The organism is Paenibacillus kobensis NBRC 15729 (genome assembly GCF_004000825.1).
Taxonomy (GTDB): Bacteria; Bacillota; Bacilli; order Paenibacillales; family Paenibacillaceae; genus Paenibacillus_T; species Paenibacillus_T kobensis.
Map to the genome: position 1 here is coordinate 1 of NZ_BILZ01000040.1, position 26,627 is coordinate 26,627.

The following is a 26,627-nucleotide window of genomic DNA, read 5'->3' on the forward strand; positions in this document are numbered from 1 at the left end:
CCCAACCCAACCCAACCCAACCCAACCCAACCCAACCCAAGCCTTCCCCTGAGTCAGTTCCCTTTGATCTGCATCCACTTCTCTGCGTCATGCAACGGCTGGAAGCCGAACTGCTCGTATAGTCCGTGTGCGTCCTTCGTGACCAGTGCAAACCGCCGCAGTCCTTGCAAATCCGGATGACTCATCATGAACCGCATCAACTTTTTCGACAGCCCGCGCCCCCGGTACGGTTCTACAATAAACACGTCGGTTAAATAAGCGAAGGTGGCGCAGTCTGAGATGACGCGGGCGAAGCCGGCAAGACGATTGTCCGCGTCTGCGTCATAAGCGGCAACGACGACGGCGGAATGCGCAACGGCGCGCTCGAACGCTTCGTACGTCAGGCTCTTGGCCCAGTACATATTCTCGTGCAAATACCGGTACACATATGGAACATCGAGCAAGCTGCGGTCCGTCGACAGCCGGATAGGGTCTAATTCTTGGTTATCGTACAAGCTGCTCACCGTCCTGCGGCAGAGCCACTTGCCCCAATAACTCTGCTGCTTGCAGATTGTCGCGCAGGATGTCACGCGTTATATGGCAGTGGTTAATGGCATCCATGTGCACGGCGACGATCTCCGTATTTGGCGCGTAGCGGCAGATAGCGGCGACATCGTCCGCATCCATCGTGATCGGGTCACCGGTCAAGAAGCGCGCTCCGCCGGCATTCACGATGGCGATATCCGGGTTAAAGGTATCGAGAGCTTGCCGCACGTCATCACACCAGACCGTATCCCCGGCAATATACAACACAGGCTCACCTGGCGCTTGAAAAATAAATCCGGAAACGTTGCCCATCATCTGTCCGATCTCGCCTGTGCCGTGCTGGCCCGTTGTTCTCGTCAATGTGATGCCTTGAATGGTAACACTTGTGTTTACTTCCGTGACTTGCGTGAAGCCGTCCTTGGCGATCGTCTCTTGATCGCCGGGCTGACAATACAAAGGAAGCGTCTTCGACAGCGTCCCGGCTGCTGCGCGGTCCCAGTGGTCAGCGTGCAAATGAGTTACAATGACGGCGTCGGGCGCAAGCCAAGGGTCGAGCGGACCCGGCATCGGAACGAGCGGATTACGGACCGGATTCGCGGTATTGACGATCGGCGGGTTCGCACCTGCCTCGCTGAACATCGGATCGACTAGAAAGCTAACGCCGGCATATTCCACCCATAGCGTGGCATGGCGAACGAGTTGTATTTTCATCCTTTACGGCCTCCTGTATCTTAAGGGATTGGATTGTTCTGCTATAATATGGATGGTATCATAGACGGCCCGGTACGCCTACGAGCAGGCGAATGAATAACGGGGAATTAACTTTCACGGTGAAAGGAAACGGCATAGCCATGATAAATCAATCGATTGATGAAGTGGATTTGCGAATATTGGAATGTCTGCTGGAGGATGCCCAGCGCTCACATAAGGAGATCGGGCAACTCGTTCATCTGACGGGACAAGCGGTTGGTGCCCGCGTTCGCAAGCTGCAGGATGCGGGTGTCATCGAAGGCTATACGCTTCGTTGGAACCCGGATAAGATCGGCTTAACGGTGCATGCTTTTCTTATTATCTTTATGAAGTCGAATACGGCGCATCAGTCGTTCATCGCGTTCGCTAAGTCGCGGGAGGAAGTAGCTGAGGTGCACCGCGTGAGCGGGGAAGGCTGCTATTGGATGCGGGTTCGGCTGCGCAGCGGAGCAGAGCTCAACGCTTTCTTGGAACAATTGCTTCAGCACGCCAACTATCGTCTGAGCTTATCCATCGAGACGATCAAATAGAACGCTGTGAACGCATGGAATGGAATCGTATAGTCGCATATGTTTGTAGTGCCGGGATCTCTGCTGCGGAGATCTCGGCATTTTTTTGTATATTTGCATTTCCGCCGCCTTGTCCATGTCAGCTTCAATCGCTTTCATTCATGAAATCAAAACGTAACATTCGAAGACGGGAGCTTCATGTTCTATTTTATAACCTCAGAAATAGTAGTAATCAAATAGAGCTTCGATACTTGAGCGGACAGCCGGCGATGTGTCGATGAGGAAAGGTTGTTCATCGAATCCGATTGCTACGGGAGTGGAGACCATGAAGGATTATCAAGCGATCAAATGGCGCAGATGGTTTATTAGGCTTGCAGTAATCGCAGTCCTCTTCTTGCTCATGTGGTCCGGGGCGCCGAGAACATGGGAAGTCGCTTACAGTCTTCTTGGTCTTGCCTTGAATCTCGTATTCGCCATGCTGTTCATGATCGTCCAGTTCGTCGCGCTGTTCTGGTTTCTGGCGCGGGGGCGAACGTATTGGGTCTTGCCGGGCGAGACCGGCTCTACATGGGACGACTATCGCGGCAATCCCGAAATCGTCGAGAACGCGAAGCGAATCGTGACGCTGCTTCGAGGCGTGAAATCGTTCAAAGCGATGGGAGGGGAAGCGGTTCGAGGGCTTCTGCTGTGCGGTCCGCCGGGTACAGGCAAATCGTATCTGGCCCAAGTTATCGCCAACGAGGCACAGGTTCCGTTCGCTTACGCCTCGGCACCGAGCTTTCAGAACATGTTTTTTGGCGTCGGCAACTTGAAGGTCATGAACCTGTACAAGAAGGCCCGCAAGCTTGCGCGAATATACGGCGCCTGCATTATCTTCATCGACGAGATTGATGCGATCGGCATGAAGCGGCAGGGCGGCGGAGCGGGCGGCATGATGGGGATGATGGGAATGGGCGGCGGATCAGGTCTGCTGAATGAGCTGCTGCTGCAGATGGACCCGCCGAACCTCGACAATACGAAAATCGCCAAGCTGCTGCGCTCGATCGGATTGCGGCGCAAGAAGGCGGAGCGCCCGGCTGTGTTAACGATCGGCGCGACGAACCTGCCGGATGTGCTCGACGATGCGCTGCTTCGCCCGGGACGGTTCGACCGGAAGCTGTGGGTCGACAGCCCGGATTTCGACGGCCGCGTCGACGTGTTCAAATATTACTTGAAGAAGGTGCGGCGCGGCGTATCGCTGACGCCGGAGCGGGCGGCGCTCGATACGGTCGGCTACAGCCCGGCTCAGATCAAGCATATCGTCAACGAGTCGGTCGTTATCGCGCATCAGCGCGGCGGTAAAGTGACGGGCTATGCGGATTTCCGGGTCGCGATGGAGACGTACGAATGGGGCTTGAAGCAGCCGCTCCGCTCGATGAGCGAGGACGAGAAGCGGAACGTGGCGTATCACGAGGCCGGCCATGCCGTAGCGCAATATTTGCTCAAGCCGCATGAGCGGGTATGGAAAGTGACGATTATCCGGCGCGGCGGGGCGCTCGGCCTCGCGGCAACGAAGCCGATGAGCGAACGTTATAACCGCAGCGACAGCGAGATTCTCGCGGCGATTCAGGTGTGCTTGGCGGCACGGGCGGCGGAGGAAACGTTCCTCGGCAAGAAGCTGAACGGGGTCACTTCCGATCTTCGGCAGGCGACGGAGCTGGCAGGCGCTTATCTGGGCATCGTCGGCATGGGCGACGAACTGTTCAGCTGGTTGGCGTTAGGGTCTAGAGTCGAAGGGCTCCGGGCGCTCCGCCCCAAAATTAATGAGCTGTTGAACGACCAGATGAACCAAGTGAAGAAGCTGCTGGAATCGCATTCGGAATTTGTTCATTTGATCGCGACGGAGCTGCTGAAGCAGGGGGACCTGACGGGCGAAGAGATTGAACAGCTCTTTATCGGGGTGTACGGACACGCGCGGCCGGAGCCGCCGACCGTCAAGTCTTTCGCTCAGTTCGAGAAGCCGGAACGCGGCGTTCGGCCGACTGCAGCGGATGAGGAGCAGGCGGATACGGAGGAACAGAAGCAGGACGAACGTAAGGATGAAGAAGAGGCGGAGGGAGAAGACGGAGAGGGGGGAGGGGACGATGATGGCCGCCCGGAATCGGACCGCTACTGGCGCAGGTAAGCGGTTCGTATTCCCGTACCCCATAGTAGATGCGGTAATGCACTTAAGTTACACCGTCAAGCTCGCTTTCGGCTGACAAAAAGCCACCCCGGTTGCAGGTTTCGAGCCTGCGGCCGGGGTGTTGTTTGTTCTGGGCGCGTGCATGCGTTAGGCCGGCGGAGGAATATCTCGCACGTATGCATCGGGAGATTTGCCGATCATCGCTTTGAATGTCTTAATAAAATGGGCCTGGTCGTAGAAGCCGAGCTGCTGGGACAAGGACGCCCAATCCAAGGCGCCTCCCTGTTCGAGCAACTCTGCTGCTTCTTGCATCCGGTATCGCTGGATGACCCACTTCGGGCTGACGCCGACATAGCGGGAGAACAGCCGCTGCAGCGCCCGGACGCTCATGCCGGATTGCTCGGCCATTTCTTCGACGCGCGTCATCTCCCGGTTGTTAATCGCTAGCTGGATAATACGGCCCGTTAATTCCGCGTTGTCATCCGGCTCAGGAAGCCGCTCCAGCAGAAATCGTTCGCCAAGCCTCGCCATTTGTTCCCCGCTATCCTGCTGCCATATTTGCTCTTGCAGGGTCTGAATGACAGGGCCGAAAAGATCGCTTGCTTCGCATATCCGTCCCGTTAGAAGCGACACGGGCTGCTGCCAGAACGGATAGAAGCCGCCGGGACGGAACTTGATGCCGAGCACCATGCCTTCGTTCTGGATGACTCGCGTATAAGTGGTTCGAGGAACACCGTATACCCCGGTGAAGAAGGAGCCGCCCTCTTGCTCGAAGGACAAGTTGACACTCGGGAACGATAGAATCGTCTGGCGGAACGGAGGTTGGCCGGTGAGGTCGTAGCGGACCGTCCAGAAATGCTCGATATAAGGCGCTAAGCCGGCAGACGGCTCATAGCGGTTCAGCTCGAACTTGCTTTTGCTGGCAGCAGCTTTCAATATGCCCTTATCGGAAGAGTGGTCTTTGAGCTCCAAGCAGCAATTCCTCCAATCTTTTGAGCCGGAGCGTAGAGTTGGATGTCGCGTTTTTACAATACTTGCTATTCCGGCGTCTGTATAGTTGAATCTACCAGCAACAATGCTGTTCACGCAATGCATTTATGAACGATGGGGAGGATTCATGAATGGAAGAGCTTAAATACGAGATTTATGTCCATGCAACACCGGAGCAAATATGGAGTGTGTATTTGTCGGAAGAAGGAACGAAAGCGGTCTTCTTCGGCAGTGTTCTGCAATCGACGTTCGAGACGGGCTCGCCATACCGGTACATAGGACCGGGTAATGACGGCGATGAGACGGTGCATGTCTACGGCACAGTGCTTGCATTCGAGCCGCACCGTGTCATGAGTTTCTCAGAGCATCCGGGCCCGTCGTATAGAGACAATCATGCGGAGCTGGAGACAAGAATCTCGCTTACGTTGGAGCCCGTGGGCAATTGCACGAAGTTGACGCTGGTGAACGATCAATGGCCGGACAATCATCCTTCATACGAGAGCACGAAGAATAGCTGGCCAATGATCTTAAGCAGTCTGAAAACCTATGTGGAGACGGGCAAGGCGCTCGATTTCGGATATTAACGGTAAGTGAACATGCCTTAAGCAGAGCGCGGCTGTCAGCGTTTTGCTTAAGGCATTTTTTGCATAAATTCACACAAGTCTCTGCTGACGCATCGAACCCCGGATTAAGCGGCCTCCAAGGTCGCTTAATTCCGCATATTGCGGCGTTTGAGCCAAATAAGAGACGGCGTAAGGTACTTAGATGCCCCCGCATGCCCCGTCAACGCACAATTTCCCAATTAAACGACCTCCAAGATCTCTTAAATCCGTCAGGAATCGTCGAACGAGCCCAATAAGAGACGACAAAAGGCACTTAAATGCGCCAAACACCCATCTTGCAAATACCGCCCGACTGCCCCGCCCGCGCACGGCGGGGGTGTTATGATGTAAAAAATTGCAGAAATTTTGTGATTGGCATCCCAATTTGTGTATAGTAGTTGCTAAAAAGATAGGGATATCGGGGAGGCGTCCATAAGACGTGAGCAGACTTCGTACCATGAATACGCTTCGCAATCAAATTTTTCTCGGATTTATGTTCGTTATGGCTATCGTATTGGCATCCGTCGGCTATTTTACTTATGACCAAGTATCAGTGCTGCTGCGCAACAACGCAGAACGGCATATTGAGCAGACGGCCGTTCAGGCGTCCGGCAAGCTGGATGTGCTCGTCCGGCAGATCGAGACGTTCACCGCGCAGGTGGCGACAAGTGAGACCGTACAGCAGCTTCTCGCACAGGAAGCCTCGGGCCGTGAAATAACGTTCGAGCAGCGGCAGTTGATTCAGCGGGAAGCCCGCAAGCAGGAGGCGTATACAACAGGCGTCCGTTCGCTGGAGCTGTACGCTCCCGACCTCCGCATGCTCTTGCCGCTGACAGATGTCAGTCTGAATAAACGGGTTCCGATGGAATGGATTCATCTCGCCGATGATGGCAAAGGCCAGCTCGTCTGGTTCGGAACGAGCCCCAGCTATCCGGATTCCGTCATCGCGCTGCGCCGTATCCGGCTGGTAGACCAATCGTTCGCCGAAGCCGGGTATTTAATGGTACAGGTGGATAAACACTATTTCGAGCTTAACGATACACCCGCAGACAGCATGACCGGAAAGGCCGAACGGGAGCCGATGGGCTTGTTCGACAGCATGGGCAACATTATCGTGTCCGACTTTGCCAGCGTTGTCGATGTGAAGTCTCTGTTGGCTGACAGCAGAGAAACCGTGTCGATGAACGGGGAAGATTATATCGCGGTACAACATCAGTCGGAGGCGACCGGCTGGCGCATTATGATTCTGACGCCGGAGAAGTACGCGACCGAAGGCATCTCGATATTGCGCACGGCGGTTATCGTCTCGGGCATCGTCGGCGGCGTGCTGTTTCTTATCCTAACGTTTATTTTGTCAACGATGATTACCCGCCCGATTCTGAATCTGATTAAAGCGATGCGCTTCGCGAGATTCGGCAATTTGAAGACGATCCCTGTCGTATCCAGTACGCTGGAGCTCGACGAGCTCCACAATACGTACAATCAGATGGTGGTATCCTTGAACGAGCTTATCGAAGTGGTCTATCAGAAGGAAATTGTCCAGAGCCGGACGGAGCTGAAGGCGCTGCAGGCGCAAATCAATCCGCACTTTCTGTTCAATACGCTCGAGGCGTTCTTCTGGGCGCTTGAAGATAAAGGGGAAGAGGAGCTCGCTCAGTTGGTCGTCGCCATGTCCGGGCTGTTCCGTTACGTCATTTCGCGGGCGGATGAGGATGAATGGGTTACGATTGCAGACGAGCTGGACCACGCGGAGCGTTATCTGAAAATAATGGACATGCGGATGATGGACCGGTTGGAATACCGGATTGAAGCCGAGGAGGAAAGCCGCCGCGTACCGATTCCGAAGCTGCTCATCCAGCCCATCATCGAGAACGCAATCAATCATGGCGTGGAGCAGAAGCTGGGCAAAGGCATGGTGACCGTGCGTGTTAGGCCGGCGGAACGCGCGGGCTATACCCGGATCGAAGTGTCTGATAACGGACCGGGCATCGAGGAAGACAAGCTGCAGTCGCTGAAGGAGGCGATCGAGCAAGGGCGGAGTCATCCTTCTGCGAAAGGGACCGGGGTCGGCATCGTCAATGTATCGAAACGGCTCACTCTTTATTATGAGGCGGATTCGGCTGGATTGGATATTCGCAGCGAGGTCAGACACGGCACGGCTGTCGCTTTCGAAATACCTAATGAGCATGGGGGACGAACGGTATGAAGACAATATTGGTTGTCGATGACGAACCGAGAACAAGGGAAGGCGTCCGCAAGGTGCTGGAAGCATGGTCGGCTGGACGCCATCGGATCGAGACGGCGGCAAGCGGCGTAGAGGCGCTGAATTGGCTTGCCGAGCATGAAGTGAATTTGCTTATTACGGATATCCGAATGCCAGAGATCGGAGGGCTGGATCTGGTTGAGAAGCTGCAGCAATTAGCTCATCCGCCGGTCGTCATTATCCTGTCCGGATACCCTGAATTTGACTATGCGCAAAGGGCTCTAAAGTTTGGCGTTATTGAATATTTGTTGAAACCGCTGGACAAAACTAAGCTGGTCCAATCGGTAGAACTCGCATTGAAGCGGGAGGAAGACATTCAGCGGATTGAGCAGATGGAGAAGCTGGTGGACACGAAGCTGATGGAAACGGTAGGTCAGGACCGGAAATACGGCACCCAGGTACAAGAAGCAATTCAATACTTGGAGGAACATCTTCATGAGCCGATTACGATGCGTGACATAGCGGACTATTTGTTTATGAACGCCAGCTATTTCAGCGTCTTGTTCAAGGAGCAGACCGGACTGACATTCAGCGAATATTTGACGAGAAGGCGGGTGCAACGGGCGAAAGAAATGCTGGCGACGACAAGGCTTGCCGTTGGTGAAATTGCCGAGCAGGTAGGCTACCAGACAGCCAAATATTTCGTGAAGGTATTTCGTTCCCTAGAAGGTGTAAGCCCTGGTCAATATCGTAAGAATGTAACGGACTCCGGCGAAACAATCCAATAAAAGTAGTATTTTTCCCAACTGCATTGCCCTTATATCGCTGTCATTGCGTTGCTAAAATGGGTGTTGCAGTCGAAAAAACAGAAACACTATTTTCAGAAAAGGGGTTGTAAACGTGTTCAAAAAATGGACGGTGCTGCTCTTGACCCTCTGCCTCGTACTGGTTGCGGCTGGTTGCGGCAGTAAGAATGAAAATGAAGAAAATAACGGCGGCGCAGCTGAAGCCGGCGCTAAGGTAACGGTTAACTTCATGCATCTGTGGCCGGAAGGCGTATCCGCAGGTCAGAACAAGATCGTAAACCAAATCATCAACGAGTATCAAAAGGAACACACGAACGTTACGATTAAGCAAGAAGTGCTTGACAACGAGCAATATAAAAACAAATTGAAAGTGCTTTCTGCTTCCAATCAACTGCCTGACGTAGGCGTTACATGGGCAGCGGGCTTCCTCCAACCTTATGTTGACGGCAAGCTGTTCGCTCCAGTAGACGACCTGCTCGGCGGCGAGCTGAAGGACAAATTCGTAGCAGGCACGACGGAAGCTTACAACATCGGCGGCAGCACGTATGCACTTCCGCTCGAGTTCAACATTGCACCTGTGTACTATAACAAAGCGATTTTCGAGAAATATAACCTGAAAGCTCCAACAACGTATGCTGAGTTCCAAAATGTCGTAAAAACGCTCGTGGACAACGGCGTAGCGCCAATCGCACTCGGCAACAAAGACCGTTGGACAGGCTCCCTCTGGTACATGTACCTGGCTGAACGTTTCGCGGGCCAAGAAACGGTTGCGAAAGCGATCAAGGGCGAAGAATCGTTCAAAAACGCAGACCTGACGAAAGCGGCAACGGAAGTGCAAAAGCTCGTTGACGACAAAGCGTTCGTGAAAGGCTTCAACGGTCTGTCGAACGAAGAAGCTAAATCCGAATTCCTGAACGGCAACGCGGCTATGTACCTGATGGGTACGTGGGAACTGCCGAACTTCACGACGAACGAAGATATTCCGAAGGAGTTCCGCGACAGCGTAGGCTTCTTCAAATTCCCTGCTGTTGACGGCGGCAAAGGCAACGCAAACAGCTGGGTAGGCGGACCGGGCGTAGGCTTGTTCGTATCCGAGAACTCCAAAGTAAAAGACGAAGCGAAGAAATTCGTAGAGTATTTCGTATCGAAGTGGGGCGAGCAATCGGTAACGGGCGCTGGCGTCATCCCGGCTACGAAAGTCGACACGTCGAAGCTGCAACTGCCGCAGCTGTATATCGACCTGTTCAATGAAATGAACCAAGCGAGCAGCATCACGCTGTTTGCCGACGTACAAATGAAAGCTAACGCAGCAGAAACGCACCTGAACATGATCCAAGCGCTCTTCGGCAAGGCGGCAACGCCTGAGAAATTCGCGGATGAGCATGACGCAGCAATTAAGAAAGGCAGCTAATAACGGCTAGCCGAATGCAACTTTAATGACATGGGCGGCAGCGGGCTTATCCGGCCCTAATAACCGGATGAGCCCGTCCGCCTTTAATTTTACAAGGAAAGGAGACGGCCCAAATGGATAAAGTAATGTCTAATAAGAAAATGATTGCTTTGTATGTGCTGCCTTCTCTGCTTCTGATCTTGGCCGTTGTCTATATTCCGATCGTTCTTACCGGTTACTATGGTCTGAATGAGTGGAACGGCATCGGATCCATGAAGTTTGTTGGTTTGGATAACTACCAACGATTGTTGAAGGACAGTGTATTCTGGGATAGCGCGAAACACTCGCTTCTGCTTGCTGTATTCTCGTTGATTAGTCTAATTGTTTACCTTGCGATTGCGATGGTTCTGGCTGCCAAGCTTAGAGGCGCGAACCTGTTCCGCAAAATTTATCTGATCCCGATGCTGTTATCGTCCGTAGCAATTGCACAGCTCTGGCTCAAAATTTATCACCCGACAAGCGGTATTATGAATACCCTTCTTGAATCACTAGGTGTTGACAACCCACCCGCTTGGCTGGCGGAACCGTCATTGGTACTGTTCGCGCTGTTCATTCCGATTTTGTGGCAATATGCGGGCTTCTATATTCTCATCTACTATGCAGCACTGAAGAACATTCCGACCTCGCTTGAAGAGGCTGCGAAGATTGACGGTGCAACGTCCATTCAAATTGCGTATAAAATTAAGCTTCCTCTCGTCATGGAAGTTCTTAAAGTGACGGTCGTGCTCGCAGTTGTCGGCTCGTTGAAATACTTCGACCTGATCTACGTTATGACGAACGGCGGTCCGAACGGCGCGAGTGAAGTTATGGCTTCCTACATGTACCGTACCGCATTCAAGTCCTATGATTTCGGATACGGCAGCGCAATTGGATTCGCTCTGCTTATCATCTGTCTTGTGGCAACTTGGGTTATTCGCAAACTGACCGAAACGAAAGATACGATTCAATACTCGTAAGGGGGGCTTCATGATGTCCGTCGGACAAATGGACGCGGGAGCGATGAGCCCTAAGGCGGCATTCGCGCAGAAGATCGGCTACGCCATTCTGTACATCGTACTAATCGCTGTAGCTGTACTGCAATTGTTTCCGCTTGTATGGCTGTTGCTGTTCTCGCTCAAAAATAATCAGGAAGTGTTCAACCTTCCTCCATTCGCAATCCCTACGCATCCTCGGTGGGAAAACTACCAGAAAGTATGGGAAGCGGGCAACATTGATGTCTATTTCTTAAACAGTGTATGGATTACAGTCGTCTCGACACTGCTTACCGTCGTACTCGCCTCGCTGGTGACGTATGCGATAACGCGGATGAAATGGAAACTTAGTTCCTTAGTGCTCGGCCTGTTCATGGTGGCGATGATGATTCCGGTCCACTCGACGCTTATTCCGCTGTTCAGCATGTTCAACGATGTGAATCTGACGGATAAGCCGGCATCGCTCATCTTAACTTATGTGGCATTCAATATGCCGATTACGATCATGATTCTGCTCGGCTTCTATTACGCGCTGCCGAAGGAAGTTGAAGAAGCGGCAGTAATCGACGGCTGCTCCGTCAATCGGATGTTCTTCCGCATTGTCTTCCCGATGACGAGCTCCGTCATCGCTACGACGGCGATCATCAACATGATTTACAACTGGAACGAATTTATTTTCGTGAACACGTTCATCAGCTCTGACAAGTTCAAGACGCTGACTGTCGGCGTTCAAAACTTCATCGGCCAATACACGACCGACTGGGGTGCAATCGGTGCAACGCTCATGATCAGCATCCTGCCGATCCTCATTACGTTCCTGTTCCTCAGCGACCGGATCGTAGAAGGCATCGCGGCGGGTTCGGTCAAAGGCTAAGTCGCGTTGTTTGACCGCATAGTGCAAAGCCTCCTGATTCACCTTATGGTGGAGCAGGAGGCTTTTTTGGTTGTCAGCGGGCGAGCGGAGGATTGACGCGTCTATAATTCGAAGAGTTCTTGCTGCGTATGAGCATCTCGGCGACCAATAAATTGGGCACCCAGCATAGCCATGCGATGACGGTGAACGAGTCGTTCGTGTCGCTGACGCCGAATGCTGCTGCTATCGGCACATAGATACGCAGCATAATCGCGGCGCAAGTCAGCGCGTAGTTGCGCAGCATCCATTGCCCGTGTTCGAGCGGACGGCGGTCAACAATGATGCTTTTGAGCCCGCGTAACAGCGTGTACAGCCAAGCGACCGACAGAGCGGCAAAGCCGACTTGACCAATAAGGCCGCCATTGGCGTAGAAAGCGAGATAAAGTCCGGTCAAACCTGCGATAAGCAGCATAACGGAGTAGATATAGCCGATAACGCGGTGCACGGCCGCCGTCCGGCGCCGGAACCGTTTCACGAACTGCAGCCATCCGATTAAGATGGCTGTTCCTGCGGAGACAGCATGCGCCCATAGAAAGATGTGCCACTCATCCGGCAGGCTGCCCTTATCCTCGGCGAACGGGGTATCCTGTACGTTGTCCAGAGATCCATAGAAAGCGAAAGCATACAGGCCTATCCCGACTGACAACAGGGCTAGCAAGCCGAATACCCAGCGCGGGACCGTCAAACCTTTCGCATTTTGTTTCATAATCTTATCCTCCATTGCACTCAAGTTCATTCTGAATGTACTGTAGCATTATTCTCCATTTCGTTCCTATAGGCTATCGGCGGAACATTGGCTCCGTCTGGAGACGGGGGGAAGGGATGAAGCGATTAACGGCGGCTTCCGCAGGACAGGCTAGCGCGGACATTGGATATCTTTAGAATAAACTTATGCAGCAGATAGTAAATATTAGGTACAATATAGATATGTATACCAAATTTCCGTAGGGGGTTTCGCCTTGGATTATCAACCGAATGATTATGGATTTTCTCCGCAGAATGATCAGCCGTTACGGCAAAAGACAAGCGGGAAAGCGATTGCTGCATTGGTTCTTGGCCTTGCGGGGGTCGTTCCTTACGTTGGATTCGTAACTTCGATCCTGGCTATCATTTATAGCATTCTTGCCTTCAGAGATATTAAGCGCACAGGCGCCAAAGGCCGCGGCATGGCGGTTACCGGACTTATATTCGCCATTCTGTTCTTGATCTTGTACATCATCGGCATTATTACGATGATCTATGTGCTGAGCAACTATGATACACTGCAGGACTTTCTGGACACGATTAAAGAAAATGCCGAATCGAACTAATACATAAATCAATAGGCCGCAGGCTAGGTCTCTGGCGAGACTTAACCTGCGGCCTGTTTCATGTTCGGGAACCGGGATCTGTTATTCCAGCGTCAGGTTCACCGTTACCGGGCAGTGGTCGCTGCCGAGTATGTGGGAGTGGATCTCGGCTTCGGCAATCGCCGGAGCGAGTCTGGAAGAGACGAGGAAGTAGTCGATTCGCCAGCCGATATTGCGCTCCCGCACTTTCGGCATGAACGACCACCAACTGAACACGTCGCCCCGGTCCGGATACAGATGGCGGAATGAATCGACGAAGCCGGAGGCGAGCAGATCGGTGAACTTGCCCCGCTCTTCATCGGTGAAGCCGGAATTGCCGATGTTCGACTTGGCGTTCTTAATATCGATCTCCTGATGGGCGACGTTCAGGTCGCCGCATACGACGACGGGCTTCAGCTCGTCCAATTGAAGCAGATAGCTGCGGAACCGGTCCTCCCAATCCAGCCGGTAGCCGAGCCGTGCCAGATCGCGCTTCGCATTCGGCGTATACACGTTCACGAGAAAGAACTGCTCGAACTCTAGCGTCAGTATGCGCCCTTCTTCCTCGCTGTCCTCCTCGATCCCGTATCGAACCGAGAGCGGCTTAACCTTCGAGAATACGGCAGTGCCGGAGTAGCCTTTCTTCACGGCATAGTTCCAATATTGCGAATAGCTCCCGCCCAGCTCCAGCTCAATCTGCCCTTCTTGAAGCTTCGTCTCTTGAAGGCAGAACAGATCGGCGTCCATCTCGCGGAAGTAGTCGAGAAAACCTTTGGTTACGCATGCGCGCAAGCCATTAACGTTCCAAGATACTAGTTTCATTGCGTCGTTCTCCTTGCTGCACGGTGTGCTTATATAACCGTTAGTTTAGCACGGATTGCCGCGGGAAGGACAGTTGGAAGTGTAAGGGCGGCAACCTTCTCGGAGCTAACAATCAGCCAATAAGCGCAAGAGGCACCCAGGGGAGGGGTGCCTCTTGCGCTTATTGGGGCTGGAAGGAGGTTATTGGTACGATGGGGTAAGAGCGGTTTCGCCTAAGCCGATCGGAGACATACTCGATTTCGACAGATAGATTTTATCGACCTTGGTGCCGTCCTCGCGGACTTTAATATAGAGCGTGTGCGTTCCCGCTGGGATGGAGATGGAACTGCTCGGTTTTTTCCAAGCCCAATTACCGTTCGAGGTGGTGGTCACTTGTTTGTCGGTACCGCTGTCTATGGCAACGTTGAGGCTGTCCGAGCTGGTGTCGGCTCCGCTGCTTAGCAGATGAATATAGAAAGATCCGCCGTTCGTTACCGTGATATTATAAGCAATCAGGTTGGACGAACTGTCGCCCGAGCCGTTCGGCGTCTCCATATCATGTCCGTTCGAGCATGCGGCGCAGGCTGCATCGATAAAGCTGCCGGTCTTGGAGGTGAATAATTCCGCCTCGAAATATGCGCCCGTACTGCCGTCGACTTTATAGTAAAGCGTGCCTGTGCCGCCGCTGCCCGCCGCAGGCGTCGTCACATGGACAGTGCTGCTGGCAGCCGATTCATTGTGCGCCGCATCAGTCGCTATGACAACATAATCATAACCGGTGGAAGGGTTAAGCCCCGTATTGCTCCATGCCGTCGACGACGTTGAGCCAACGAGTGATCCATCGCGGTATACGTTGTAGCCCGTAACGCCGACGTTGTCGGTGGACGCGTTCCAGCTTAGATTCACTTGGCTGCTCGATACTGCGCTAACCGTTAGATTCGCAGGAGCGGAAGGTGCCGTTGTATCAGGTGTTGGCGGCGCTGGGGCATAACGCTCAATGATCAAGCTTGTCCGCAGCACGTCTTCCGGTACAAGCCATCCTTTGGTGCTCAGCAAATTAATAAGCGCAGCGCGCTCCGAGGACGCTTCGCTGAAGCTGTCGGTTTTGAACGAAGCCTCTACCCAGTACTCGGTGCCGGTTCTGGCTGCATTCAGAACAGTCCATACCTCGATGTCCAAGTCCAGGCTATCGAAGGTGCCTTCATAGCGCTTGAAATCGACTGGGCCATATACGACGGAGTTGTTTAACTGAGTTGTGCCCCATCCCGTGCTTGTCCAATTCGCGAATTTGGCCGGTTCATTGGATACCGATACGGTGCGGGAAGTAGCTTCGGAAGGCATGTTCAAGCCGCTGCCGCTCGAGCCGGATATCGTAATGTCTTTCTCATAATCAACGCTGAGCGTTTGCTTGGAATAGCCCCAGTCGACTTGGAAGTCAAATCCTGTCGCACCGGAATCCAGTCCTTCGCTTGCCGCTTGTGTGAGTGCTGCATGAATATCGCCGTTTGCGATCGTGTATCTTTTTTTGTATTGAATCTCATGCGTGCTTTGATCGCTCCGCTTGCGAATACGTTCGCTCCAGCCTTGCGATTGAAGGCTTTGCGTGTTGGTATCCATGTACTGCACTTTGAAGTTTTTCGTCGAAGTGCCTGTCGAGAATTGGGTGCGCACGGCGCTCACCAGATTGTGGCTGGAATCCAGAACGACCGCAGGGTCCAAATTCAATTTCACTTCGTAATTCGGTGTTCCGTTGGCGGCATATGCGGATTTCGGCGCCAGAAGCGGGCCGGCCAGCATTGCTGCGGCAAGCGAACCAGCAAGTGCGGCTTTCCATATGCGGTTTTTTGGTGTAAGGCGATTCGAATACATCAGCTCATCCTCTCGCTATTGAAATGAATACGGGAACATCATATTGTCCGAATGTTCGCGGGATATATGCTGGACATGGATAGTTTGTTAATAACGAGTGGAAATCTCCGGCGTTCTCGTCTGCCGGCATCTGTGATCAGCCGTTTGTATTCACCCATCGAACGCCTTATACTGACGGAAAGACGAGTGATTATGCTGGCAGGGGAGGCGGCGCCAATGCCGATGGATCAAGCACATCAAGCGCATCATGAGAGGCTGCGGGTCATTGTAACAGGGGTAACCGGAATGGTAGGAGAAGGCGTGCTTCACGAATGCCTGCTCCACCCGAGCGTCGATCAGGTGCTCGTCGTGACCCGCAGACCGAGCGGTGTAAGCCACGTTAAGCTGAAAGAAATCGTGCTGGACAATTTCTATGACTGGACGACGATCGAGCATGAATTGCAGGGCTACAATGCCTGCTTCTTCTGTCTGGGCGTCACATCGGTAGGCAAGACGGAAGAAGAATACCGCCGGGCGACGTATGATTTGACGATGAATGCGGCGGCCGTTCTGTCGCGGCTTAACCCGGATATGGTATTCACCTACGTAACCGGCAGCAGCACGGACAGTACAGAGAAGGGGCGCACGATGTGGGCAAGAGTGAAGGGCAAGACGGAGAACGACTTGCTTCGTCTGCCGTTCCGTGCCGCCTATATGTTCCGTCCGGGGTACATTCACCCGACGGAAGGGCTCCGCAACGCGCACAAGTATTACAGCTTTTTGAAGTGGCTGTATCCGCTCTTGCGGATCGTTGTGCCAAGGCATGTCGTGACGCTGCGGCAGCTTGGGCTTGCGATGATTCATGCCGCAACAGCCGGTTACGACCGCAAGGTGCTGGAGTGCCCGGATATTATCCGGTTGGCTGATGGGCATTCCACTGCCGGAGGCGCGAAGTAAGGCAGCAGACCGGAGCAGTGCTGATGGCGCTAACATGTGGTGTGGCAGCCTTGAGGCTGTATACGAGGGGAACGTGTGAGGCGACCGGATTCAGTTGAAAAAATAGTAGCGGCAGCTGTTGGCATCGGTGACAGGCAAGCTGTCACTGATGGGCCGATATAATGGGATTGGACGAGGGGGAGAAGCGGTGAAGCGGTCGGACCGGTTAATGGCGATCCTGATGGCGCTTCAGCAGCGCCAGGAGACAGCGCAGTCGCTCGCGGACAAGCTGGAAGTATCGCGTAGGACGGTGCTGCGGGACATGCAGTCGCTGTCGGAAATCGGAGTCCCGCTGTATGCTGTGTCGGGTCCCGCAGGCGGATATCGGCTGATGGAAGGATATGCGTTTCCTCCGCTTCAGCTGGATGCACAGGAAGCGCTGGCCGTCCTGTTCGCGCTCCAGGCGACGACCAAGCTAACGGATTCGCCTTTCAACCGCGCGAGATGGACAGCGCTTGATAAGCTGAGGGCGGCAATGCCGGCGCGAACGTTGACGGAGATCGAGCCGCTGCTTCGGCAGGTGGAGCTCGAGGTGCCGGAGCGCAGAGTATCGGCGCCTCATCTGGATGCGTTGATCCGTTATGCGGCCGCAGGCGAGTGGATACGGGGACAGTACCGCTCGGAGCGGCGGCGCAGCGAGCTGATCCTGCATCCGAAGCGGGTTTATACGGCGCACGGCTTCTGGTACTGCGAGGCGTACTCCGCCGGACATGGCGAAGTACGTACATTCCGGGCAGACCGCTTCGAATCGGTTGCCGGCACCGCAGCTCCGGCAGAGCTGCAGACCGGTATGGCCGCTGTGGCTGGTGGAGGATTAGATGTGGGGCTTAGCCGCGAAGAGGCAGATAATCCGGCTCCGGCGGATACGCGAATCGTGGCGCAGCTGACTTACCGCGGCGCGCTGATCGTCGAGCAAGACGTACATGTCGGCGAACTTGTCAGGCAGCTGACCGAAGATGTGTGGGAGCTTGATTTTAGGTGTCCGGCTTCGGAATGGAACTGGGCAGTCCGGCTCTTTTTTACGCTCGGCATGGATGCGGAGGTTGTGGAGCCGCGGGAGCTTCGCCGCCAGCTGCACCTGATGTCCAATCAATTGGCGGACCGTTACCGGCCCGCGGAGGGAGAGAATGGACTTGAATAATCAAGCCGGCAATTCACTGGCACGGGCAAGGTCGTTCATTTATAACAATGCGAGGCTGCTCGATCGAAGAAGATTCGAGTATCATTTTGAAGGCGGACCGAAGGAAGCGGTCATCGAGGCGCTGCGCGCCTACCAGAATGCCGACGGCGGGTTCGGACACGCTCTCGAGCCGGACATCCGTTGTCCGCACAGCCAGCCGGTGCCGACGGAGATGGCGCTCATGATCATGGACGAGATCGGATATTTCGATCCGGCCATGATGGAGGGGATCGGCCGTTATTTGCAGACAGCCGTGCTGCCAACGGGCGGACTGCCGTTCGTTACGCGCAGCGTGAACGATTACCCGCATATGCCGTGGTGGACGACGGACAACGATAATGCGGCTTCGATCAATCCGACGGGCCGACTGCTTGGCCTGTTGTATAAGCAGCAGGCGCTTCCGGAGCTGACGAAGAGCGAACCGTTCGAGCGGAGTGTCTCATTCGTATGGAATAGTCTGGAGCGGGAGGAACCGCACCATTATCATGACGCGGTACAGTGGATTTCATTCCTCGAACAGACGCCGGACCGGGAACGCGCGGAACGTATCCGGCCGGTTCTCGATAAGTGGCTGAGCCGGTCGGGCGCAATCGAGAAGGATCCGTCCGCATCGGGTTACGTGCACAAAGTGCTCGATTGGGCGCCGGCGGCAGACAGCTACGCCCGCCGGTTTGCGACGGACGAAGAGGTAGCGCGGCATTTGCAGGCGCTGGTTGGTGAGCAGCAAGAGGATGGAGGCTGGCCGATCAGCTTCGATGCAATCAGTCCTGCTGGCTTGCAGGAGTGGCGCGGTTGGCAGACGGTCGACCGTCTGCGGACGCTTCGTTCCTATGGAATAGAGTAGGGCGGCAGGCAGGCTGGAAAGCAGATGGTGCTGCATATTTGAGGATCAGGACAGTATTAGACCGCAGATAAAAACAAGGCCGAGAACGAGTCGAAGCATCGGTGCTTCCACTCGTTCTCGGCCTCTTTGGTTATGACGGAAGCCAGCGTGCTACAAGGCCGCTTCCTCGCGCCGCGCCAGGTTCTCCGAGACGAAGGCGAGGGCGGTTTGCATTTTGTCCAGATAGGCTGGTTCATTGCCTGTGCACATAAATTTGACGCGGCCGCTGCCGTGTCCGACGATGCCGAACCGGTTCAGCAGGGCGGACAGGCGGCGGATAGTGCCGGCATTGCCGTCAACAATGCTAATATGCGGCGGAAGTACGTTCCGAAGAATATCGGCATAGAACGGGTAGTGCGTGCATCCGAGCACGATAATTCCGTAATCGTCTAGATTGTACGCAGCGAGCTTGCTTCGGAAATAAGGCTCTAGGACAGCCGGATCGAACTGTAAGCTCTCGCAATAAGGGACAAGCTCCGGCAGCGGCAGCGAATCGACGATACCGCCATCGTCCACCCTCGATATGAGCGCATAGTAGCGCGGCATCGTCAGCGTGAGCGCCGTCGCCATGACGAGCACTCGTTTGCCCGTGGCGCGGTTCATCTCAACAGCCGGCTTGACGGCCGGCTCCATGCCGACGATCGGCAAGTCGTACATTTCGCGCAGTTCTTCGACAGCGATGCTTGTTGCCGTATTGCAGGCGACGACGAGCGCATCAATGCCTTCTTGCATCATCCGCTCAACAGCTTCGAACACATAGCCTTTTACTTCATCTTGTGACTTGGGGCCATACGGAACATGCAGTGTATCTGCCATATAGAGATAATCTTGATCGGGAAGTCTGCGGAGCGATTCCGCTAGTACCGACAGTCCGCCGATGCCCGAATCGAAGAATCCAATCGTCATGAGTTATCGATTCCTATCTATGTAGTCTTCTTTGTCCTCTTCTATTCAGCATACTCCGTAAGCCTCTCCACGGCAAGGTGTAAAAGGGATAATACCTGCAGCCTATTGTTCCCTGCTCTATCGAATGAGTGGATGATCATTCTGGAGGCGGATGATGATTCTATGGCATTCCATTAATGTATATTACAGTGATGCAAGCTCAGAGATACGGCTCAATATTCGATCAAAAATGAGGGATCAATCATGCGGGGTCAAGAAAATAACAAAACGCTCGTGTTGATCGGCCTGCTGCTCGGACTCATCTTCTCGGGTCTGGACGAGACGGTCGTTTCGACGGCGATGCCGACCATTATAAGGGAGCTGCACGGTCTGTCGCTGTACGGCTGGGTGTCCGGCGTGTATATGCTTGCCATTACGATGTTCATGCCCATCATCGGCAAGCTTGCGGATCTGTACGGGCGCAAAAAAGTCTATCTGTACTGTATGGCGCTGTTCATTGCCGGCTCGGTCGTCAGCGGGCTGGCGAATTCAATGGAGATGCTGCTGGTCGGCCGCGGCATCCAAGGCATCGGCGCGGGCGGGCTGATGCCGCTCTCGCTCGTTATTATCGGCGATACGTACCCGCTGGAGCAGCGGGCAAAAATCCAAAGCCTCATCGGGCCGCTTATGATTATTCCGCAGCTGCTCGGGCCGACGGTAGGCGGCTATCTGGTTGGCCATGTCAGCTGGCATTGGATTTTCCTGATCAACATTCCGGTCGGTTTGCTGGCTGCAGCCGTTCTCGCACGCGGTATGCGCGAATCGGTCGGGACGGAGAAGAGATCGATCGACTGGGCGGGCGCTTTCTCGCTCGTGTTGACGCTAATGTCCTTGCTGCTCGCTCCTGTGCTTATTGATACGCAAGGATACACGTGGTCCTCACCGGTCATTATCGGCTTGCTTGCTCTGTCGCTGGTCATGCTGGCGTTGTTCATCCGAGTCGAACAGAAAGCGAAGGAGCCGATTATTCCGCTTCATCTATTCCGCAATCGAACGGTCGTCGTCCTATCGCTGCTCGTGTTCATCTTCATGCTTGGCGCAATGGGCGGCATGGCGACTTTTCCTCTCTATATGCAAAATGTAATGGGGCTGACTCCGACCGCATCCGGCTATATGCTGCTGTCGTTCATGGCGGGCGCCGTACCGGCGAGTATTGTGAACGGATTTATCATTACGAAAGTGCCCTACCGTAATTTGTTTATTGTTTCGTTCATTTTGCCGATCATTGGATTCTTCATGTTAACGTATCTAACGGCCGACACGTCGGCGTTATATATTATCGCGAGCTGTTTTATTCTTGGCGTCGGCATGGGCGCATTGTTCGGCGGCGACAATCTGATCGTGCAGGAGTCGGTCGATCCGGCTGTCAGCGGCGTGGCGCTGTCGACCGTTCAGCTGTTTCAATCGTTAGGAGCGACGATGGGCTTTAGCATATTCGGCAGCTTGCTGGCGGGTCATATTAAGAGCGGCATCACCGGACTTGGCGGCACGCTGCCTGCGGATACAGGTGAAACGATCGTAAGCGGCGGCATACCGCAGAATCTGCCGACTGACGTACTGTTTCAGGTGAAGACCGTCTTCGCCGATGCATTCAACAATCTGTTCATGGTCGCTGCCGTGTTCTCGGTCGCCGCATTCATCATTTGCTGGTTCATGAAGCGAGAGGTGCTGTCGCCGAACAAGGCCGGTGAGACTGCTGGTGCAGGCGGCAGCGTGAAGGCTGAGGCATAAGCGGCAAGTTCGCACTACGGGTTCAAGGGAGAGCGCCTGGCGGCGCTCTTTTTGCTTCGTTCAAAATATTAATTGAAAGTTGTGCAACCTCTTCTTGGATCGCTTCGTCTAACTATTTTGTCAAAATACGGAATAGAGGGTGAGCGTTGTGATCTTACATATTCAGCACGGGAAGAGATTCAGATTAGCGGCGGCTGCGGTAGTGGCGGCGAGTGTTATGATTGGCGCGGTGTCCGCCTCGGCGGCATCGGCAGAGAAGTCTGCGATTGCTTCGCCTTCGCCTTCGGCTGCGGTACAGGAAGGCAAAGTTTTCAACGGAGTAAAACAAATTTCCGGAGGAGATGCCAGCGCATACGCTGTGAAAGAAGACGGTACGGCTTGGGCGTGGGGCGGCGGTTACAGTTCGATCGGCAACGGCTCGACGGCGCCGGCCTACACGCCGGTTCAACTGCAGATTGATCATGTGAGAACGATATCCGGCGGATACCGGCATACGTTGCTGCTGAAGGAAGACGGTACTGTGTGGGCGGTTGGCGGGAACGAGCATGGCCAGCTCGGCAATGGCAAGCAGTCACCGAAAGAAATAGCGGCTTCGCCTGTCCAAGTGGCAGGATTGAGCGACATTATCGCTGTTGCAGCGGGCGACGACCACAGCCTTGCGCTTCGCAAGGATGGGACGGTCTGGGGGTGGGGCGGCAATGAGCAGGGACAGCTGGGTGACGGCTCAAGAACGAATCAGACGAAGCCGGTGCAAGTGAAAGGATTGCCGGCTATTGTCGCCATTTCTGCTGGACGAGGCGATTCTCTGGCACTCGGCAACGGCGGTGAAATATGGGAGTGGGGATCAGCCAATGCAGCTGAACGTCTCGTGCGCAAACCGACCCTCCTGGAGGGGAATGGAGAATATAAGGCTATTGCTTTGAATTACATGCACGAGGGGGCAGCGATAAGAAGCGATGGTACGGTATGGGTGTGGATGAACGATGAGAACGGGGTGATTCCCGGCACCAAGCTGCTAAGTCCGGTTCAGGTCCAAGGCTTAAGCGATATCGTTTCCATTGCAGGCGGTTCTGGTGTGAAGGCAGACGGAACGATTTGGCAATGGAAGTGGGATGGAGGGGCTCTTGTCGTGTCGCAAGTGCCGGGCATTCAGAATGCCGTTGCCGTAGCGGAAGGAGGCGGCAGCACGTACGTCCTGCTTCAGGACGGGACGGTACTCGCGTGGGGGTGGAATGCGTTCGGTCAGAGCGGCCAAGGCGTAATCGGCAGGAACGTATGGAAGCCGGGACTTGTTCTGAACTCCATTGGCGTCTTTTTGAATGGCACAGAAGTTCCGATGAGCAGTCCGCCTCTTATTGTGGAGGGTTCGACCTATGTTCCGCTAAGAGGCATTATTGAGAAAATGGGGTTATCCGTATCGTGGGATGTAAAGACTCGTTCGGCTATTGCGGTCTATGGAGATACGAAGGTGGTGCTGAACTCTGTTACCGGCGTGACGACGGTGAACGGCCGTATGATTGAATCGGATCAGAAGCCGATCTTCGTCAACGAATCGATATTCGTGCCGCTGCGGTTGATAAGCGAGTCGGTCGGAGCGGCAGTAGAGTGGGACGCTGGTACCCGTGCGGTGAGAATTCAGCAGTAGAAGAAAGGCGATGCGGAAGGGAAACCTTCTTGCATCGCCTTTTTGGATTGGTTGTGCTCATGTGCAATTTATGTGCGTCAAGCGGGATGGCTGGTTAAGCATGCGTTTCTTTCCCGTGGCGGATAAACAGCCACACGCCGAACAGGATAAGGAGGCCGGCGGCCGCTTGGTAGGCGGTCAGCGCCTCGTTGAGCAGCGCCCAAGCGAGTACGGATGCGATGACTGGCTCGCCCAGCACCGACATCGAGACGGCCGTTGTGTGCATATATTTCAGCAGCCAATTGAACAAATAATGGCCGAATAGCGTCGGTACAATCGCAAGGAGCAGGAAAGCGCCCCAGTCTTGCCCGCTATAGCCGATGAACGGGTTGCCGCGGACGACGTTATATAGCGCTAGAAACGATGCGGCCATGAAGAATACAGTGAAATTGTAGACGAATGCGCTAATCCCATCATCACTGCGAAGCTGCTTGCCGATCATCATATGGACGGCTACAGCGGCTGCGCCGAGCAGCGACAGCACATCGCCCAGCAGCGCATCGCCGGACAGGTTGAAGTCGCCGGAGCCGATGATGACCGAACCGACCATTGCGATGCCTATGCCGATGAGCATCATCCGGTTCGCTTTCGTGCCGAACAGCAGGAAGGAAGCGATCATGACGAACACCGGCTCGAGCGTTAGAATGACAGTCGAGCTGGCGACGGTCGTATAACTAAGCGAAGCCATCCATAGCAGAAAATGAAGTGCCAACATGAGGCCGGACGCGCCGAGCAGCCACCATTGCTTCGGGGTCAGGCGCAGCCATTCCTGGCGGTAGCGCCACAGCACAGGCAGCATAAGCGCATTGGTCAGATAGAGCCGATACATGGCTGTAACGGCAGCGTCTGCGCTGGACCAGCGCACGAATATAGAAGAGAATGAAATAGCGATTATGCCGATGACGAATAGAAGCTCGTAAGCAACGGCAGGCTTGCGGACTGAATTCATAGCTAGTGTAATCTCCCTGCTAGTATCATAAAAAAGGTACCGTTTGTAATACTACTACATCCGGCCGAATAAGTGATAACGAACTTGCCATGTAATAGTTGGAAGCTGCGGGACGAGGACTCGATTCCTCGGCTATTCATTGGAAAAGGCATCATTCGGTGTCTGAACGATGCCTTGCGGGCGGAAGTGACGCATGCGGGGGTGAGCGTTACCGCGCTGAATCGCTCCATACCGGTAACCAAGCGAGGGCAAGACGCTGAATGCCTCGTTCCATCTCGGCTTCCGTAACGCTGCCGAAGCCGAGATAGAGAAGGGCGCTGTCTTGGCTGTCGCCGCTGTTGATTGGACCGGGAGGCGGGTATGCATCCTGTGGTCCGTATACTCGCACGCCGGCATTAGCCGCTAATTCGATCAGCCGGCTGGCACCGCAAGAAGCGTACACTGTTAATTCCACATGGAGCCCGGCTGCGTGATCACCGTTAATATGAACTTGGTCTGGCCAGCAGGCGCGAATAAGCTCGGTCATTCTATTATGCTTACGGCGGTAAACCGAGCGCATGCGCCGGATATGCCGATACCAATGGCCGCGGCTGATGAACAGCTCCATCGCCCATTGATCGATGCGCGAAGGAGGGGCGAGAATAGGGCGCAGGTCGTTCAGCTTGCTCAGCAGCGAAGCGGGAAGCACCGTATATCCCATACGCAGCGCTGGCGTGAACGACTTCGAGAACGTGCCCGTGTAGATGACGGTGCCTCCGTCGTCCAAGCCTTGGAGCGACGGAATCGTGCGGCCGGAATAATAGAACTCGCCATCGTAATCGTCCTCAATAATATAGCCATCGTTTCGCTGAGCCCAGTCCAGAAGCTGACGGCGCAGAGGATAGGTCAGCGGTTGCCCGGTCGGCCGGTGCGATGGCGTTACATAGACGGCGCGTATGTCCCGGCTGGTTAATTCCTCAGCCCATTGCTGCTCGGGGGCGAACGGGAGCGCGGCAAGGAGGAAGCCGTGCTGCTGGAACTTCTCCCTTACTTGCGCGATCCCGGCTTGTTCGACTGCGACGGCGGAGAGGTCCGGCAGCAGCCGGGCGAGCAGATGGATGCTCGAAGCGATGCCGCTCCCGATAACAATCTGCTCGGGTGTACAATTCACGCCTCTGGACCGGCTCAAGTATTGGGCGATGCTTGCCCTCAGGCCGTATTCGCCCTGCGGGTCGCCGTACTGGTGAAGCGATTCGCTGTGCAAGGTCAGTGCGTCGGACACGGCCGAACGCCATGCCGCGGCAGGGAACGTGCCGCGATCGACGTTCAGCATATTGAAGTCGATTAGTGAACCGCCGTCTAAGGAAACTGACGTATGCTGCTCGGAGGTATCGGGTACGGCCGGTTCGCTGACGCCAAGCTTAGCCGGTCGCATCCCGCTGTCTCGGCCGGAATGTCCGGATACGAATATTCCGGACCGGGGCTTGCTCTGCGCGAAGCCTTCCTCGAGCAGCATATGATAGGCCGTCTCGACCGTCGTGCGGCTCAGTCCCGATTGCTCGCGCAAGGCGCGGATGGAAGGCAGCTTAGTGCCGCTTAGCAATGAGCCGGATTCAATGAGCTGACGGATATAGTGGTACAGTCGGATGTAGAGCGGATTGTCCGTTTCTTCCGCAAGCCGGATGTCGAACAAGGCGGACACCTCATCGTATAAATTTCATGTTGGAGATGCTTAATTATAAGCCCCGTATTCGCAGAGCAGCAATGCCTGTCTTGGTAACCGGTTGGGGTTTGTCGTATGCAGGCAGCACGCAAGCGGCAGTTGCAAGGACATTTGGCTCAAGCCGCGAAATCGTTATGAGGATGATGAGGAGAAAGGAGTGGCCGCAATGAGAAAGAGGCCTGTACTTGATGAATTGGAACTCCAGCGCTCGCTTGATGCTTTGACCGGATGGACGGTGAATGAGGAGGGGCTGTTGGCCAAAAAGTATACGTTCCCTTCGTTTCTAGAGGGTGTTGCATTCATTAACCGGATCGCAGAAATAGCCGAACGAATGAACCATCATCCGTTCATCGGAATCGATTACCGCCGCGTAACGCTCCGGCTCACGACATGGAGCTCCGGCGGCCTGACGTCGCTCGATATCGAGTCGGCAGCCGCATATGATGCGGCGCGCAGCGGATAAGCTAGCGTGTCTAGGCGGGGCCTGTTTACATAAGTGTGCCCCTACTGCTCTCTATTGCTCTCTATTGCTCTCTATTGCCCTAAGTGCCCTAAGTGCCCTAAGTGCCCTAAGTGCCCTAAGTGCCCTAAATCGGGCAAGGGTAATAGGTGTGGCTGTGCTATGCGGCAGTTGAGTGATATTGCTTACGTACTGTGGAGTGCGCACAGAAGCGGGTTGTATTTTGTACAACAAGAA

24 protein-coding genes are annotated in these 26,627 nt (G+C 54.5%); 15 read left to right on the forward strand and 9 right to left on the reverse strand.

The window, feature by feature from the left end; genetic code table 11:
• Positions 1-53: 53 nt before the first annotated feature.
• The gene (locus PKO01S_RS19995) at positions 54-494 is read right to left on the reverse strand and encodes a GNAT family N-acetyltransferase (protein ID WP_246070653.1); all 441 of its coding nucleotides are present in this window, start codon (positions 492-494) and stop codon (positions 54-56) included.
• Positions 484-1,236, reverse strand: coding sequence for an MBL fold metallo-hydrolase (locus PKO01S_RS20000; RefSeq protein ID WP_127533215.1), 753 nt, complete (start codon positions 1,234-1,236; stop codon positions 484-486). Before PKO01S_RS20000 ends, PKO01S_RS19995 begins: the two co-directional genes overlap by 11 nt.
• A 140-nt stretch (positions 1,237-1,376) precedes the next feature.
• On the opposite strand from PKO01S_RS20000, the gene PKO01S_RS20005 reads away from it, so the two are divergent.
• A complete protein-coding gene (locus PKO01S_RS20005; protein WP_127533260.1) occupies positions 1,377-1,805 on the forward strand; it encodes an Lrp/AsnC family transcriptional regulator in 429 nt (142 codons plus the stop codon).
• Between the two features lie 304 nt (positions 1,806-2,109).
• The gene (locus tag PKO01S_RS20010) at positions 2,110-3,948 is read left to right on the forward strand and encodes an AAA family ATPase (protein ID WP_127533216.1); all 1,839 of its coding nucleotides are present in this window, start codon (positions 2,110-2,112) and stop codon (positions 3,946-3,948) included.
• 147 nt (positions 3,949-4,095) lie between these two features.
• On the opposite strand, the gene PKO01S_RS20015 is transcribed toward PKO01S_RS20010, so the two are convergent.
• Positions 4,096-4,920, reverse strand: a complete 825-nt coding sequence (locus tag PKO01S_RS20015) for a helix-turn-helix domain-containing protein (RefSeq protein ID WP_127533217.1) — start codon at positions 4,918-4,920, stop codon at positions 4,096-4,098.
• Positions 4,921-5,069: 149 nt separating this feature from the next.
• Here PKO01S_RS20015 and PKO01S_RS20020 point away from each other — a divergent pair, with 149 nt between their 5' ends.
• The 6 genes from PKO01S_RS20020 to PKO01S_RS20045 all read left to right on the forward strand — a co-directional run bounded on the left by PKO01S_RS20020 (position 5,070) and on the right by PKO01S_RS20045 (position 11,844).
• Positions 5,070-5,522, forward strand: coding sequence for an SRPBCC family protein (locus PKO01S_RS20020; RefSeq protein ID WP_127533218.1), 453 nt, complete (start codon positions 5,070-5,072; stop codon positions 5,520-5,522).
• A gap of 457 nt (positions 5,523-5,979) precedes the next feature.
• Positions 5,980-7,746 (forward strand): sensor histidine kinase, encoded by a 1,767-nt coding sequence (locus tag PKO01S_RS20025; protein ID WP_127533219.1) that lies wholly within the window; start codon positions 5,980-5,982, stop codon positions 7,744-7,746.
• Positions 7,743-8,531 (forward strand): response regulator transcription factor, encoded by a 789-nt coding sequence (locus tag PKO01S_RS20030; RefSeq protein WP_127533220.1) that lies wholly within the window; start codon positions 7,743-7,745, stop codon positions 8,529-8,531. Before PKO01S_RS20025 ends, PKO01S_RS20030 begins: the two co-directional genes overlap by 4 nt.
• 112 nt (positions 8,532-8,643) lie before the next feature.
• Positions 8,644-9,960, forward strand: coding sequence for an extracellular solute-binding protein (locus PKO01S_RS20035; RefSeq protein WP_127533221.1), 1,317 nt, complete (start codon positions 8,644-8,646; stop codon positions 9,958-9,960).
• Positions 9,961-10,073: 113 nt separating this feature from the next.
• On the forward strand, positions 10,074-10,955 hold the full coding sequence (locus tag PKO01S_RS20040) for a carbohydrate ABC transporter permease (RefSeq protein ID WP_127533222.1): 882 nt from the start codon (positions 10,074-10,076) through the stop codon (positions 10,953-10,955).
• Between the two features lie 10 nt (positions 10,956-10,965).
• On the forward strand, positions 10,966-11,844 hold the full coding sequence (locus PKO01S_RS20045; RefSeq protein WP_127533223.1) for a carbohydrate ABC transporter permease: 879 nt from the start codon (positions 10,966-10,968) through the stop codon (positions 11,842-11,844).
• 73 nt (positions 11,845-11,917) lie between these two features.
• Here PKO01S_RS20045 and PKO01S_RS20050 read toward each other — a convergent pair whose 3' ends face one another.
• Positions 11,918-12,589, reverse strand: coding sequence for a DUF2306 domain-containing protein (locus PKO01S_RS20050; RefSeq protein WP_164779682.1), 672 nt, complete (start codon positions 12,587-12,589; stop codon positions 11,918-11,920).
• Positions 12,590-12,842: 253 nt separating this feature from the next.
• Here PKO01S_RS20050 and PKO01S_RS20055 point away from each other — a divergent pair, with 253 nt between their 5' ends.
• Positions 12,843-13,193, forward strand: coding sequence for a DUF4190 domain-containing protein (locus tag PKO01S_RS20055; RefSeq protein WP_164779683.1), 351 nt, complete (start codon positions 12,843-12,845; stop codon positions 13,191-13,193).
• Positions 13,194-13,274: 81 nt separating this feature from the next.
• On the opposite strand, the gene PKO01S_RS20060 is transcribed toward PKO01S_RS20055, so the two are convergent.
• Both PKO01S_RS20060 and PKO01S_RS20065 read right to left on the reverse strand, forming a co-directional pair.
• Positions 13,275-14,033 (reverse strand): exodeoxyribonuclease III, encoded by a 759-nt coding sequence (locus PKO01S_RS20060; RefSeq protein WP_127533226.1) that lies wholly within the window; start codon positions 14,031-14,033, stop codon positions 13,275-13,277.
• A gap of 180 nt (positions 14,034-14,213) precedes the next feature.
• Complete coding sequence (locus tag PKO01S_RS20065; RefSeq protein WP_127533227.1) at positions 14,214-15,881, reverse strand: fibronectin type III domain-containing protein; 1,668 nt, start codon at positions 15,879-15,881, stop codon at positions 14,214-14,216.
• A 216-nt stretch (positions 15,882-16,097) separates the two neighbouring features.
• Between PKO01S_RS20065 and PKO01S_RS20070 the strand changes: the two genes are divergently transcribed.
• From PKO01S_RS20070 to PKO01S_RS20080, 3 genes are all read left to right on the forward strand, one after another.
• Positions 16,098-16,817 (forward strand): NAD-dependent epimerase/dehydratase family protein, encoded by a 720-nt coding sequence (locus PKO01S_RS20070; protein WP_246070654.1) that lies wholly within the window; start codon positions 16,098-16,100, stop codon positions 16,815-16,817.
• A gap of 127 nt (positions 16,818-16,944) precedes the next feature.
• The gene (locus PKO01S_RS20075; protein ID WP_307719843.1) at positions 16,945-17,997 is read left to right on the forward strand and encodes a helix-turn-helix transcriptional regulator; all 1,053 of its coding nucleotides are present in this window, start codon (positions 16,945-16,947) and stop codon (positions 17,995-17,997) included.
• Entirely contained in the window at positions 17,984-18,880 is an 897-nt protein-coding gene (locus PKO01S_RS20080) for a hypothetical protein (RefSeq protein WP_127533228.1), read from the forward strand. The genes PKO01S_RS20075 and PKO01S_RS20080 overlap by 14 nt, the downstream gene beginning before the upstream one ends.
• Before the next feature lie 150 nt (positions 18,881-19,030).
• Here PKO01S_RS20080 and murI read toward each other — a convergent pair whose 3' ends face one another.
• A complete protein-coding gene (gene murI, locus PKO01S_RS20085; RefSeq protein ID WP_127533229.1) occupies positions 19,031-19,825 on the reverse strand; it encodes a glutamate racemase in 795 nt (264 codons plus the stop codon).
• Positions 19,826-20,068: 243 nt separating this feature from the next.
• Here murI and PKO01S_RS20090 point away from each other — a divergent pair, with 243 nt between their 5' ends.
• Both PKO01S_RS20090 and PKO01S_RS20095 read left to right on the forward strand, forming a co-directional pair.
• The gene (locus tag PKO01S_RS20090) at positions 20,069-21,595 is read left to right on the forward strand and encodes an MDR family MFS transporter (protein ID WP_127533230.1); all 1,527 of its coding nucleotides are present in this window, start codon (positions 20,069-20,071) and stop codon (positions 21,593-21,595) included.
• Positions 21,596-21,743: 148 nt separating this feature from the next.
• Positions 21,744-23,240: an RCC1 domain-containing protein gene (locus PKO01S_RS20095; RefSeq protein ID WP_127533231.1), complete on the forward strand. Its 1,497-nt coding sequence runs from the start codon at positions 21,744-21,746 to the stop codon at positions 23,238-23,240.
• Between the two features lie 94 nt (positions 23,241-23,334).
• On the opposite strand, the gene PKO01S_RS20100 is transcribed toward PKO01S_RS20095, so the two are convergent.
• Both PKO01S_RS20100 and pdxR read right to left on the reverse strand, forming a co-directional pair.
• Positions 23,335-24,228, reverse strand: a complete 894-nt coding sequence (locus tag PKO01S_RS20100; RefSeq protein WP_127533232.1) for a DMT family transporter — start codon at positions 24,226-24,228, stop codon at positions 23,335-23,337.
• A gap of 208 nt (positions 24,229-24,436) precedes the next feature.
• Complete coding sequence (pdxR, locus tag PKO01S_RS20105; RefSeq protein ID WP_164779684.1) at positions 24,437-25,900, reverse strand: MocR-like pyridoxine biosynthesis transcription factor PdxR; 1,464 nt, start codon at positions 25,898-25,900, stop codon at positions 24,437-24,439.
• A 196-nt stretch (positions 25,901-26,096) separates the two neighbouring features.
• On the opposite strand from pdxR, the gene PKO01S_RS20110 reads away from it, so the two are divergent.
• Positions 26,097-26,393 carry a 4a-hydroxytetrahydrobiopterin dehydratase gene (locus PKO01S_RS20110; protein ID WP_127533234.1) on the forward strand — a complete coding sequence of 99 codons (297 nt, stop codon included), beginning with the start codon at positions 26,097-26,099 and terminating at the stop codon, positions 26,391-26,393.
• Positions 26,394-26,627: the final 234 nt, after the last annotated feature.

Excerpts from the sequence above, each read along its gene's own strand:
- PKO01S_RS20045 (WP_127533223.1), top strand. The coding sequence starts at position 10,966 with ATGATGTCCGTCGGACAAATGGACGCGGGAGCGATGAGCCCTAAGGCG.
- PKO01S_RS20110 (WP_127533234.1), top strand. The coding sequence starts at position 26,097 with ATGAGAAAGAGGCCTGTACTTGATGAATTGGAACTCCAGCGCTCGCTT.
- PKO01S_RS20005 (WP_127533260.1), top strand. The coding sequence starts at position 1,377 with ATGATAAATCAATCGATTGATGAAGTGGATTTGCGAATATTGGAATGT.
- PKO01S_RS20090 (WP_127533230.1), top strand. The coding sequence starts at position 20,069 with ATGCGGGGTCAAGAAAATAACAAAACGCTCGTGTTGATCGGCCTGCTG.
- PKO01S_RS20065 (WP_127533227.1), bottom strand. The coding sequence starts at position 15,881 with ATGTATTCGAATCGCCTTACACCAAAAAACCGCATATGGAAAGCCGCA.
- PKO01S_RS20070 (WP_246070654.1), top strand. The coding sequence starts at position 16,098 with ATGCCGATGGATCAAGCACATCAAGCGCATCATGAGAGGCTGCGGGTC.
- PKO01S_RS20060 (WP_127533226.1), bottom strand. The coding sequence starts at position 14,033 with ATGAAACTAGTATCTTGGAACGTTAATGGCTTGCGCGCATGCGTAACC.
- PKO01S_RS20020 (WP_127533218.1), top strand. The coding sequence starts at position 5,070 with ATGGAAGAGCTTAAATACGAGATTTATGTCCATGCAACACCGGAGCAA.
- murI (WP_127533229.1), bottom strand. The coding sequence starts at position 19,825 with ATGACGATTGGATTCTTCGATTCGGGCATCGGCGGACTGTCGGTACTA.
- PKO01S_RS20010 (WP_127533216.1), top strand. The coding sequence starts at position 2,110 with ATGAAGGATTATCAAGCGATCAAATGGCGCAGATGGTTTATTAGGCTT.
- PKO01S_RS20080 (WP_127533228.1), top strand. The coding sequence starts at position 17,984 with ATGGACTTGAATAATCAAGCCGGCAATTCACTGGCACGGGCAAGGTCG.
- PKO01S_RS20100 (WP_127533232.1), bottom strand. The coding sequence starts at position 24,228 with ATGAATTCAGTCCGCAAGCCTGCCGTTGCTTACGAGCTTCTATTCGTC.
- PKO01S_RS20000 (WP_127533215.1), bottom strand. The coding sequence starts at position 1,236 with ATGAAAATACAACTCGTTCGCCATGCCACGCTATGGGTGGAATATGCC.
- PKO01S_RS20050 (WP_164779682.1), bottom strand. The coding sequence starts at position 12,589 with ATGAAACAAAATGCGAAAGGTTTGACGGTCCCGCGCTGGGTATTCGGC.
- PKO01S_RS20040 (WP_127533222.1), top strand. The coding sequence starts at position 10,074 with ATGGATAAAGTAATGTCTAATAAGAAAATGATTGCTTTGTATGTGCTG.
- PKO01S_RS20030 (WP_127533220.1), top strand. The coding sequence starts at position 7,743 with ATGAAGACAATATTGGTTGTCGATGACGAACCGAGAACAAGGGAAGGC.